11 protein-coding genes and 2 pseudogenes are annotated in these 11,086 nt (G+C 58.3%); 8 read left to right on the plus strand and 5 right to left on the minus strand.

The features are described 5' to 3' along the window. Both E4K65_RS45585 and E4K65_RS45590 read right to left on the minus strand, forming a co-directional pair. The coding region (locus tag E4K65_RS45585) for an AI-2E family transporter (RefSeq protein ID WP_135179628.1) at window positions 1-731 on the minus strand (731 nt) is incomplete at its 3' end. A gap of 64 nt (window positions 732-795) precedes the next feature. Beyond that, entirely contained in the window at window positions 796-1,839 is a 1,044-nt protein-coding gene (locus E4K65_RS45590) for a sensor histidine kinase (RefSeq protein WP_135179629.1), read from the minus strand. A gap of 456 nt (window positions 1,840-2,295) precedes the next feature. On the opposite strand from E4K65_RS45590, the gene E4K65_RS45595 reads away from it, so the two are divergent. From E4K65_RS45595 to E4K65_RS45610, 4 genes are all read left to right on the plus strand, one after another. After that, window positions 2,296-2,568 carry a GYD domain-containing protein gene (locus E4K65_RS45595; RefSeq protein WP_135179630.1) on the plus strand — a complete coding sequence of 91 codons (273 nt, stop codon included), beginning with the start codon at window positions 2,296-2,298 and terminating at the stop codon, window positions 2,566-2,568. Window positions 2,569-2,917: 349 nt separating this feature from the next. Further along, entirely contained in the window at window positions 2,918-3,196 is a 279-nt protein-coding gene (locus E4K65_RS45600; protein WP_135179631.1) for a hypothetical protein, read from the plus strand. A gap of 19 nt (window positions 3,197-3,215) precedes the next feature. Beyond that, on the plus strand, window positions 3,216-3,428 hold the full coding sequence (locus E4K65_RS45605) for a hypothetical protein (RefSeq protein ID WP_235886048.1): 213 nt from the start codon (window positions 3,216-3,218) through the stop codon (window positions 3,426-3,428). A gap of 173 nt (window positions 3,429-3,601) precedes the next feature. Further along, complete coding sequence (locus E4K65_RS45610; RefSeq protein WP_135179632.1) at window positions 3,602-3,802, plus strand: hypothetical protein; 201 nt, start codon at window positions 3,602-3,604, stop codon at window positions 3,800-3,802. Window positions 3,803-5,372: 1,570 nt separating this feature from the next. On the opposite strand, the gene E4K65_RS49320 is transcribed toward E4K65_RS45610, so the two are convergent. Next, window positions 5,373-5,561 carry a hypothetical protein gene (locus E4K65_RS49320; RefSeq protein ID WP_235886049.1) on the minus strand — a complete coding sequence of 63 codons (189 nt, stop codon included), beginning with the start codon at window positions 5,559-5,561 and terminating at the stop codon, window positions 5,373-5,375. Between the two features lie 4 nt (window positions 5,562-5,565). Further along, complete coding sequence (locus E4K65_RS49325; protein ID WP_235886050.1) at window positions 5,566-6,000, minus strand: HlyD family secretion protein; 435 nt, start codon at window positions 5,998-6,000, stop codon at window positions 5,566-5,568. Window positions 6,001-6,313: 313 nt separating this feature from the next. Here E4K65_RS49325 and E4K65_RS45625 point away from each other — a divergent pair. The 4 genes and pseudogenes from E4K65_RS45625 to E4K65_RS45640 all read left to right on the plus strand — a co-directional run bounded on the left by E4K65_RS45625 (window position 6,314) and on the right by E4K65_RS45640 (window position 10,387). Next, window positions 6,314-6,996, plus strand: a pseudogene (locus E4K65_RS45625) (hypothetical protein). 115 nt (window positions 6,997-7,111) lie between these two features. Continuing rightward, window positions 7,112-8,554, plus strand: coding sequence for a DUF1254 domain-containing protein (locus tag E4K65_RS45630; protein WP_135179634.1), 1,443 nt, complete (start codon window positions 7,112-7,114; stop codon window positions 8,552-8,554). Between the two features lie 104 nt (window positions 8,555-8,658). Beyond that, window positions 8,659-9,009 (plus strand): hypothetical protein, encoded by a 351-nt coding sequence (locus E4K65_RS45635; RefSeq protein ID WP_167771689.1) that lies wholly within the window; start codon window positions 8,659-8,661, stop codon window positions 9,007-9,009. Between the two features lie 118 nt (window positions 9,010-9,127). Next, window positions 9,128-10,387, plus strand: coding sequence for an NAD(P)-binding domain-containing protein (locus E4K65_RS45640; RefSeq protein WP_135179636.1), 1,260 nt, complete (start codon window positions 9,128-9,130; stop codon window positions 10,385-10,387). Window positions 10,388-10,933: 546 nt separating this feature from the next. Here E4K65_RS45640 and E4K65_RS45645 read toward each other — a convergent pair. Continuing rightward, window positions 10,934-11,086: pseudogene (locus tag E4K65_RS45645) on the minus strand (IS110 family transposase); the annotation flags it as partial.

Raw genomic sequence — 11,086 nt, forward strand, 5'->3', positions numbered from 1 at the left:
ATCGTCACCAGATAGCCCGATATGTCCTCCTGGATCTGCTGAGAGATATCGACGGCTTGCCGCTTGTTGCTGAACGTCGGCAGGATTTCGACGACGCGTCGAAGGAATATGTTGCCGGCCACCAAAAGAAAATAGAGCACCAAGACGGTCGTAAACAGGCCATCGAGGACGGAGCGCGTCCCTGCGAAAAGTGCGCCCGTTATGCCAAGGTCGCGGCGAACCGAAACGATCGAACCCCGGCCAGGGGGAGCGTCTGCCGCCTGCTCGGCCTGTTGGATTATCCTTTGCAAAGCATGGATTGGCCCTTTTATAACCTCCAAGTGTGCCTCCAGGCGCGGTATGCCCTCGGGCAGCCGCTCCGCCCAGGTCGCGGCCGGTACCGATAAGGCCGCCACGAGACCTACAAGTGCTCCAATGACCAGGAAGACGGTCAAGAGCGCTCCGACCGCGCGAGGCACATGCACACGCCCCAACAGACGGACAGCGGGTTGAAGAAGGAGATTCAATACGAGGGCGAGCACGACGGGAAGGATGATCGAGCTCGCCACGTAGAGCGCCGCCAAGGCAGCCAGCCCGAATAAACCACCGAGAAAGAACGTGCGCGGATCGGATGGCAGCGGCATCTCCGTCTCGTCGACGACCTCCGTCACCGCGGCATTTGGCTCTGACGGGTCATCGTCCGGTACGGGCGTCAATGAGGAACGCTCTGGAGGTCGTTTGGCGGCAACCATTGGGGTTATCCTTCCGTACAAGCAACGACCTCGGCGCGCTTCGGGTGCGGCGTGCCCGCATAAATTACGTGGCCGCAAACGTGGCGTGCGTAACCGAAACTTTCGTTCCCAAAGCTCCGCTCAATGTCACCACTTGAGCATCAAGTTGTTTTGCCAGCGCTTTTACCACTCCAGTACCAAGCCCCGTTTTCGGTTGAGCGAACACGCCATCCGGCTTACCGGAACCATTGTCGGAGACCGTAAGCTGCCAATCAGTTCCTGACACATCGTAGGCTACTGTGATCTCGCCGCCCTTTGTCGTTTCGTCGAACGCATGCTTGAGGGAATTGATGACGAGCTCGGTAACAATTAGACCGATGCTCTCGGCGCTGCGGCTGGAGGAAATTCCGCCGTTGCCGCTGACTTTGATCGAAATCGGCCGATTGTCGCCGATCATTGAGCGCGACAGGGCCGTGCAGAGCGTCGCCAGATAAGGGCCCATTTCCACCGACCCCCTAGTAACCGATCCGTGCAAGTGTTTTTGAACCGCCGCAACTGAAATGACCCGGTTATGAGCATCTTGCAGATGACGCCGGGTCTCTTCCGACTCCACTGCTCTTGCCTTCAACATGATGATGCTGGCGATGATTTGCAGGCTGTTGGTGACCCGATGCTCCATCTCCTGCAAAAGCATCTCTTTCTGTCGTATCAATTCATCCTTTTCATTTTCGAGGATGCGTTTTTCAGTAATGTCCTCAATACCAAGCAAGATTGTGGAGTGTGAACCGGTCTCGTAGAAAACCTTACGGGCATTCAAAAGCATCGTACGCCGACCGATGTTCGGGAAGTCATGCTCGACTTCGTAGTTTTCCATCGCTCCCTGCTCGGGAACGATTTTTCCGAGCAGTACGCGAAGCTTCGGAATGTCCCATTGACCATCTCCGAGATCATAGAGGAGCTTGCCCTGAGTGTCGTCGGCATTGACGTTGAATGTCAGATAGAAGGATCGGCTCGCGGCAACGACCCGAAGAGACTGATCGAGCACAATAAGTGGTTCTCGTATCGTATCGACGATGGCGTGCGCGAGTGTCCAAGCATCCTGGACCTCGGTGAACTGCTTTCTGAACATGGTGGCGGCCTCACGGGGCGGGGGAGCCAACCCAACTCTCAGTCTCGGCGCGCCCAAACCGCCGCCCAACTTCAACCTTATACCCACTATGTTCGGTGGGCGACACAATTCGACGCCACCTCGGGGAATGCGATCCCCCATGGCCCAAAATCCGTCCTCCCAAACCTGAAAGAGGCAAACCGCTGTTTGTTCGAAAAACGCTCAATGTCCCTTCTGGGTCAAACTGAGAAATACTCAGCACGAGTAGACCTCTTCCGCGCTTCCCCCAAGAACGGACGTCGATTTAGCATTCCGCACAATATTGCGCGCGCGATCAGGCTTCGCCTCAGCGATATTTGACGAAAGGAAATGACGCGCGCACAGTACGCAGGCGGGGGGCAATGGTGACCCTCAAGAAATGGGGACAACCGAGGGCAGCTTCCGATCACAGAGTGCACAACAACCGGGAGATTGAACATGCCGCTCTACATGTATCAGGCGGCCTACACTGCAGAATCTATTGCCGCCCAGCTTAAGAAGCCGGAGAACCGAGTTGAAGCTGTGGGCCGTTCTACATGCGAGGCCGTCGGGGGCAAATTCGTTGGTGGTTGGTATTGCTTCGGTGACTACGATCTCACGATCATCGCCGATGTCCCGAACAATGAGAGCATGACTGCCATCGCGCTGGCCATCGCCGCGGGTGGCGCGGTCAAGTCCGCCAAGACGACTGTGGCTGATGACCGGGGCTGAGGCGGTAGCAGGTATGAAGAAGGCGGAGGCGGTCGCCAAAGTCTACAAGCCCGTCCGATAGCCAGGTCGTCAGGCGCGACGTTGGCCTGGCGGCAAAGCAGCCTTCAGCATACCATGAACGAAGGCACGGTTAGATGTCTCGGCATCGTGGGGGACGATGCGCTCGCAATAGAAGAGCAGGTCGACGTCTGAACTCACTGGGCAGAGCGGACTGCTCTGCCCTTCTCTTATGGCCGGCTTCGGGCCAATAGGCGAAGTGCTGGGCTGTTGTCGGTTGCGTTAAGCTCATCGATTCAATTTGAATATTCTCAATAGGGCCATCTACAAAGTCGCATGAGAAAAGCTTGAGATGTCCTGGATAATTGCCCTCGCCTCTTTCGGCTTTTACTGGTGGCTCACTAGGCGGGCGACTGAACGGGCGAAAGAACTTGCGCCAACCGGGCAATTGCGCTCGCCCATTTATTGGTCGTCGAACGTGCTTGCGCTCGTTCTGTTAGCTCTCGTGATCTACATTGCCCACATCGACCATCAATCGCCGGTTCCGCCCTTCGTCTGGGTCATCGTTTTTGCACTCATCGTGGCCTTGCTTGTCATGCGGCTCGCTCTGAAGTGGCGTTATCCCGTCTAAACCGCGCCGAAAGTTTCTCATGGGCACGTTCTTTACCGATGAGCAGATCCGGGAAGCGATTGCGGCCTTGGAAAGCTACTCTCCCGGTATCTGGGAGATTATGAAGAAGATGGCTTTGGTCGCTGAGCCTGACACTGAGGAACATGTGGCAGAACAATCTGCCATCGTGCTCGCACTTACGGTGGTGGTTGCCCAAGGTATCTTTCGTCGTGAAGGCCCCAGATCCTTTTGAAGCTCAGAACTTGCTGCTAATCGACGTTCGCAAAGCCATTTGGGAGAGCTTGGAGGGCTTGCACTAGCTCGCTGACTTTCATTTCAGGTTCCTAGAGGCCGCCGCCTCATGTCGCGCTTGAACCTCGCGGCCGGTTCCCTCGACAACCTAGTTGGCAGGGAAGGAGAGTTCCCATGAAGCGCATTTCGACTTCTGCAATTGCCGCTGTTGCCTTACTTGCCGCCGCTAGCATGCTGCGGCCGCACGCCACATTAACTGAGCGCCACGTTCGGAACGCCGGCATGCCGTCACTACAGGAACTGCATACTACGGCGGGCGCCAGCTCGCTCGCTGTCGACGCCTTTGACGATCGGTCACTTGTCTTTTCCAGGTAGGATCAATGAGAAGTTAGGTCGAAGCCTCGTCAGGGTGAGCGCTTCAATATCTGAAAGGCGATCGAGACGCGCGGTGTGCTTGCTTCGATCCTCCGGAACCGAAACTAATCTAAATACGATGGCCGCCGCGTGCGCCTGGAGCGCGACGGCAAGAGCGTCCGGCTGTTCTCTAAGGGCGGCCACGACTGGACCAGCCGGTACCTGTGGACTATCGACACTGCGCTGAATATCGGCGCGGGTTCATCCTGGACGGCGAGGCCAGCGAGGAACTCCGATGGGGTGTGCTCGTTGTGAAGAATGCAGCACGTCTTCCTTACCATTATCGGTGCCGGCATCGTCGTCCTCACCGGCGCGACCGTCGCGCTGGTCTTTATCTGAGCGCGAAGCGGTCGCCGCCCATCTGCACGTCCGGAACTGTCCACAGCTCTGCTGCGTTGTGAACGCCGGTGTTGGGGGTGCAAACCGCGGAGCAAGCAAGCGTGCCAAAGTCGAAGAAGTCGGTCAGCCGCCGAGAATATACTCGCGATGACGTAAAAGCTCTGAAGGCCCACTCCAAGGCCAGAACGCCTATCGCCAGTATCTCCAAGCAGATGAAACGAACAGTGCCCGCACTGCGGGCGAAAGCACACCAGCTCGGCATCGGTCTCGGTCATCAGCGATAGCAGAAAATTTGCATTTTCTGCTCGAGTGTGGTCGCTGAGCGGGCATCGGGACCGGTGCATTTCCAAAGTCCAATGCGTCCGCTCCAGGAGAACCTCCCGAACAGGGGGGTTCTTTTGCATTAAGGGATGGCAGGCCCGCCTGGTCATCGCGTCGGGCAGCGTGGGGGCAGTCCTCAATCATGACCGGAAGGGGCGCCTTCTGTACGTCTCGCCGTCCGTAATGTCTGTGCTAGCGATGACCGAGAACGCCCTCCTGGGGCAGGCTTGCAGTCCTTATCTAAAAGTAGTTGAGACACTTACTGCGTAGGCGGCAGGCCAATCCTTGGGCGCCCATTGGAGGTCAAAAGTCACGTTGATCCAAAGATGGCTCTCCGGAGCTCGTTGAACCGCCGCTCCGCCTTCGCCAGCTCTCGTACCTCGTCCGGATCGAAACATCTGCAGCCAACGAGCTGGCCACCGGACAGACCAGCATGGCGGCGAGTGCGGCCCTTACGGCAGTTTGAAAACCAAACAATGCTGGGCTCCGCGTTCGACACAAACCTAGCTTTGCCGCATGGCCGCTTCAGATGGTGAAACACGTCTTGCCATGAACCGCGCCACTTAGTGCGCAATGTTCAAACCACAATGTACTCGCTGACTCTAGGTCCACGCCAGCAGCGCGCCCGGTATAGCAGTTTCGAGAACCAAGAATAAGCGCCTTGGCGGAATTCTCAATTTGAACAAGGTGCCTCCGCTTTGCGCCAAAACCGGCTAGTCTACGAAGTCGCCTGTCCGGGCCCGGCCCAATGGCCACCTTACGAACTGACCCACGCCAGGATCGAGGCAAGAAGACCGATCACGCCGGCGTTGTCAGCAAAGGCGGTAGCGCTTCCCGACATCCCAAAAGAAGCAAGTCCCGGTTCATCTCGTTACAATGCGACAACGGTGACATAGCCGTCCGCCGGCGCACGCACCGCCGTCTGTGACAGTTTCCAGTTGGCGTTATCGAGCTGCGCCTGAAGTTGCGCGACCGACGTGTTGACGCCACCGATCTCGGAGTCGAGTGCAAGCTTGGCGCTTTGCTGCGCCGCTTTGGCCGAGTCTAATTGCGCGGACACCGTCTCATACTGGACCTGCTTGTCCTGCGCCTGGAATTGCGAGTTCGCATCGTCTGACGCAAGCGTTGGTATCGGCGAGGCGCTTCGCGTTGTACGCGACCTGCGCGGTGAGCCCGGTGACATTCGCTGTCGCTTGCTCGTAATTCGCCTTTAGAATTTTGGTCTGCTGCTTTGCCGTGGCCAGCGAGGCCTGCAATTGCGTGATCTTGCACTGGATTGGGGCCGGGTCGATCTGAAACAACACGTCGCCCCTCTTCACCGGGACGTTCGGCTTGACCGGGATCGCGACAATTTGTCCCGTCACGTTCGGGGTCACCTCCACGACGCGGCCGGTCACCATCACGCGGCCCGATGGGGTGAGATAATTAAAAGCGCGAGAAATGTTGCGAGGATAAACCCGCCAACCAGCAGCGAAGTTGTCCCGGACAACCAGCCCCATTTCACGAGCCGAAATCTCGAAAACACCAACCACAGCGCGACAACGTATAGGCATACAATTATGACCATGACTCGCTCTTATAGTTTGTGCTAACGTGATACTCTTGGAGGTAGCCGATGCATCATTTCGAAATCGCCCTTCAACGTTAAATTTGACGAGCTTTTAGTTCCAGCGCCCCGTAATCGAGTCCTGCAGACGCCTTGCGGCGTTTAATGCAGCCGATGCTGCATGTTCTCTTGAACGCGACCCTGGCGCCGGTGCGAGTGCTTCCTTCGACCGATCAAACTTCTGCAAAGAAAAAGGAATCGGCGTCATGCGCATTACAAAACTGAATCTTATTGTCGGAAGTGTCGCCGTGACCGCTGCGCTGTACGGCACAGAAGTAGCGCTTGCTCAGAGCGCGGCAGCGCCGCTTTCGCTGAAAACAATCGGTACTCCATCTATTCCGGCCAAACCCGAGATCGTGCCCTCGCTGTTCGTGCTCAACTCGCGTGGCGCGACGTTGCAGGGCGACACGCTGACCTTAACCGGCGTAACACCCAGCGCGATCATCTTCGCCGATCGGCCGGTGCGGTCCGCCGGCCACCAGCCCACCGCCGACATAATCGCGGAATGGGGATCGGGCGAGGACAGTTTCACCAACAACCCTCCGAACGCGACCTTGTCCGTGTTCGGCAAGGACGGTTCGGTGAAGGACGCCGTCGTCGTGCTGAAAAATCCGAAGCTCGAAGGCGACAAGCTAACGTTCAACGTTCAGACCCTGGAGGGAGATATCGCCGGCGCCGACGGTGGAGCCGCCCTCTTCATCGACATTATTGGCCGGCCGTTCACGCCGATGTCGTTTGCCGGCGTCGCACGTCGTTCGGCGTTTCGCGGCGCCATGTATGCCGGGCCGTAGGCGCCGCGGCGTATGGAGCGGCCGCGTATGCTGCACCCTATGCGTACCCGTATGCTCGTCCGGCCTGCGGCTATTATCCCTTTCCGCCTTGCTACTGAGACAAACGCGGAGGCGGGAAAGCTCACGCTTCCCCGCTCCAGTTGATGACCGAACGAAGGGTTTGTCCTCGCTTTCTGCCCGCGATCGACAATCTCTCTCAGAAAGGTATCCGTCATGAATCCGACCAGACGATCTTTCGTTTATGCAGCTTTCGTGAGCATTTTGGCTACCGCATCCTGCTTCGGGCTGACTTTGCCTGTGAAGGCCCAGGCCCTAACGCCAGCAGAGGCGCAGCAGATCGCCACCGACGCCTATGTCTACGGCTATTCGCTCATCACCACCGAGGTGACGCGTGTACAAATGAGCAACGTGCCGAAGATTCAAGGTTTTACGGCGCCGATGGGTCAATTCATCAACGTTCCGCGTTATCCGCCCGCCGACTATCGCGGCGTTTCTGCGCCCAACGCCGATACGCTTTATTCAGTCGCCTGGCTCGATCTCGCCGAACCGCAGGTGTTCAGCCATCCCGACATGGGTGACCGATTCTATCTGTTTGAGTTAACCGATTTATGGATGAGCGATCTGCCATCGTCGCCGAGCAAGCGCACGGCCGGCGGAAAGGCGGCGAGCTATCTGTTTACTGGGCCGGACTGGAAAGGGACGGTGCCAAAAGGCATGAAGCATATCCCGGTCGCTACGCGGTACCTAGTAATCCTCGGTCGCACTTATGCTGACGGCAAGGACGAGGACTACAAGATCGTCAACGGTTTGCAGACGCAACTAAGTATTGTGCCGCTTTCTGCCGCTGGCAAGCCGTATAGCCCCGTGGCGCTGCCCGTAAATCCGAATCCGGGCTTCAGCATGACTGACAAGCCGCAGACAGTGATTATCGATATGGGCACGGAGGGATATTTCAACCTGATGGCCAAGCTCATGGCTGGCGCAGCGCCTCCGCCTGCTGAAGATGCACCGATCCTTGGGCGCATGGCGAAAATCGGCATTGTGCCCGGAAAACCGTTCGAGTTGAGCAAGCTCGATCCGGCCATACAGGCAGCACTGAAGGATCTGCCGCAGGTCGCGCTGAAAAAGATCGAAGCGAGCCAGGAAATCGTCGGCAAGACCGTGAACGGCTGGATCGTCTGGTCGGGCCTCGGAGCCTATGGCACCGACTATATGAAGCGCGCCGTTGTTGCTGCGTTCGGCTGGCCCGCCAATCGACAAGAAGACGCGGTCTATCCCAAGACCGAAGTCGACAGCACAGGACAGAAACTCAGTGGTGCCAACAAATATACATTGACGTTTGCCAAGGGCGAGACGCCTCCAGTCAACGGCTTCTGGTCGATCACGATGTACATGATCGACGGAGGCTGGTGGTTCGTTCCAAACGCGCTGAACAAATTTACCGTCAGCCCGCGCGACAATCCGAAGCCCAACGCCGATGGGTCGTTGACGCTCTACTTCCAGAACGAGTCGCCGGGCCCTGACAAAGAAGCCAATTGGCTGCCGGCGCCGAAGGGCGACTTCGTCCCGATGATGCGCATGTATTGGCCGAAGGAGATGCCTCCCTCGATCATCGACGGTTCGTGGAAGCCGCCAGCTGTGGTCAAGGTGAATTGATGTGGCAGCAAGGCGATTTGTCATGGACATTACTCGTCGCAATCTGACCATCGGCGGCTTGAGCTTACTTGCGGCGCTTCATGAGTACCATGGGGCGAGCCGAGTTGGGCTCGTTCCTCGGCATCGGCGAAGGACTCGAAGATTTAATGCTCGCCAGCGACGCCTACGTCTACAGCTATCCGCTGCTGACAATGGAAATGACGCGGCGGGTGCTCACCAACGTGCCGCAGCTCGAAGCGATGCGTGGTCCGAGAGGGGGAGGCTCGCGGCGCCGGTTGGCCAACGGCGGCCTAAAGAGAATTGAACGAAGCTGTCAATCAAAAATCAACGATTCAGAAAACGAGGTTCGACATGTTTCGAGGAATCTTGCCGCTAACACTGACGAGCCGATCCTCGCGCATTCGCACAGCCAAGACCCGGAGCGGACTATTGCTCGACCGCTTGTCGCGCCGTGAGCCGACGATCAGGGCGCCAGCGGCGCGACAATCCTGCGTCGGACCGATCTGTCTACGAAGTCCTTGACAGACAATGGAGGTAGACGGGAATGTTGACCTGCGCAATCAGGAGTCCGCAATGCCCGAATCGGTCGAGACCATTGTTATTGGTGGTGGCCAAGCCGGTCTTGCTATCAGCCATCATCTTGCCCAACGCCGGCGCGAGCACATCATCTTTGAGCGCGGCCGGGTCGCCGAGCGTTGGCGCAGCGAGCGCTGGGATTCGCTGTACTTTCAGTTCCCCAACTGGATGATGCGGCTTCCGGGGCACGCTTATGCAGGAGATGACCCCGACGGCTTTAGCCGGCGAGATGACGTCGTTCGCTTCATCGCAGATTACGGTGCGCGTATCGCGGCGCCGGTGCGATGCGGCGTCAACGTCACCGGTGTGCGTCAAACCGAAGATGGGCGCTTGCTGGTGCAGGCGGGGACGACTTCAATCGCGGCTCGCAATGTGGTTGTCGCAACCGGACCATACCAAGTTCCGACAGTGCCGCAGTGCGCCGCCCAATTGCCCGCCGGAATTTGTCAGGTCACCGCGAGCCGCTACACACGCCCATCCGAGCTTCCTACTGGCGGCGTGCTGGTCGTCGGCTCCGGTGCGTCCGGCTGTCAGATCGTCGAAGATCTGCTGCTCGAAGGCAGAAGTGTGTATTACGCCCTGCGTGGCCATCGGCGTCAGCCGCGACGCTACCGCGGACGCGATTCAGGCTGGTGGAACGAAGAAACCGGCGCCACCAATCGAACCACGGACATGATACCTCCCGGTTTTCGCGGCCCGTTGGTCACCGGTTACAAGGGTGGAAAAACCGTTGATCTGTACGAGTTGGCGCAACGTGGCGCGAGGCTGCTCGGCAGTCTCAAAGACATCCGCGAAAATCAGATTTTGCTCGCGACAGACCTTAACGCCAACCTTGAGGTCGGAGATGAAACCTTTCGGCAATGGCTCTCCACCATTGACGCCTACATAGCCGCCAAGGGTATTGATGCTCCACCTGGTGGGGAGTACGACGAAATTCTTAGCGCAAGGCGGGCGCGTCTCGCCGAAATTGACTCGCTCGATCTGCGTGATGCCAAAATCAGTACGGTGATCTGGGCGTTGGGCTACGGCTACGATTTCAGCTGGATCGATTGCGATGTACTCGACGCGCGTGGTGCTCCACGTCAACAACGTGGTGTCACGAGCGTGCCTGGACTTTACTTTCTCGGCCTGCATCGCATGCACAAGATAAGATCGGGATTTCTTTGGGGGGTCGGCGAAGATGCCGAGTTTCTGGCAGATCATATTGAGGGACGCAGGCGATCGCCTGCGAGCGGCATAAGAGCCGACGTGCAATGACCGCTTCTGGCCCCTAGCCGAAGCTCGCTCGAGCCCGTCCCATGTCGGCTCTCAGGGGCAAACGGGGCGTCGGTTCAGCTTAGGGCCTACCGCAGCTTTTGACCCTGATGTATGGTCCGGCCGTGCGTAGCAAGAGGTTCGTCGATCAGGTGGTGAGTGGTCTTGCATCAATGTATCCGGCCTTTGATTGGAGCATTTTCTCCGGGCCATCATGGATATCAGCGCGCGTGCGTTCTCATTAGCGGACAGGCCTCGATTGGGCCATTTGGGTCACCAGTGTTCGCATGCGCCGGGAAGACCGAACCTCCATCCCGTCTCATCCTCTCGCAGACCTCGGCTGGAACCTGCTGATGGGGTTACGTCATCGCTTGCTCCTCCTACCTCGCAGTTCCTGTGTTCGAGCCAGGGGCCGTTCCTTCGTCCCCGCCCGCAGGACGTGCGTCGCGTCGCGCGCACGGGCGGTCAAGGCCGGCCGTTGCGCTTGGCTTGCGGCTGGCTCCGGCGTTGCCAGGCCGCGCCTTGACCGCGCCGAGCACGGCGCGAGGATCAAGCGGGTCGGACGCCTGCATCGTTGGTCCTTGTCAGCTCGAAGGCGCGTCCTTTAGCCAGCACCGCCCAGGCGATGCGGGCAAGCTTGTTGGCGAGTGCGATCGCCAGCACGTTGTGGTGCAATCGCTTCTTGGCGGCTTCGATCCAGGA

This window comes from Bradyrhizobium niftali (assembly GCF_004571025.1).
Taxonomy (GTDB): domain Bacteria; phylum Pseudomonadota; class Alphaproteobacteria; order Rhizobiales; family Xanthobacteraceae; genus Bradyrhizobium; species Bradyrhizobium niftali.

Bases quoted from the DNA above. Each gene is read 5' to 3' on its own strand.
- E4K65_RS45590 (WP_135179629.1), bottom strand. From the start codon at position 1,839: ATGTTCAGAAAGCAGTTCACCGAGGTCCAGGATGCTTGGACACTCGCG.
- E4K65_RS45595 (WP_135179630.1), top strand. From the start codon at position 2,296: ATGCCGCTCTACATGTATCAGGCGGCCTACACTGCAGAATCTATTGCC.
- E4K65_RS45600 (WP_135179631.1), top strand. From the start codon at position 2,918: ATGTCCTGGATAATTGCCCTCGCCTCTTTCGGCTTTTACTGGTGGCTC.
- E4K65_RS45605 (WP_235886048.1), top strand. From the start codon at position 3,216: ATGGGCACGTTCTTTACCGATGAGCAGATCCGGGAAGCGATTGCGGCC.
- E4K65_RS45610 (WP_135179632.1), top strand. From the start codon at position 3,602: ATGAAGCGCATTTCGACTTCTGCAATTGCCGCTGTTGCCTTACTTGCC.
- E4K65_RS49325 (WP_235886050.1), bottom strand. From the start codon at position 6,000: ATGGGGCTGGTTGTCCGGGACAACTTCGCTGCTGGTTGGCGGGTTTAT.
- E4K65_RS45630 (WP_135179634.1), top strand. From the start codon at position 7,112: ATGAATCCGACCAGACGATCTTTCGTTTATGCAGCTTTCGTGAGCATT.
- E4K65_RS45640 (WP_135179636.1), top strand. From the start codon at position 9,128: ATGCCCGAATCGGTCGAGACCATTGTTATTGGTGGTGGCCAAGCCGGT.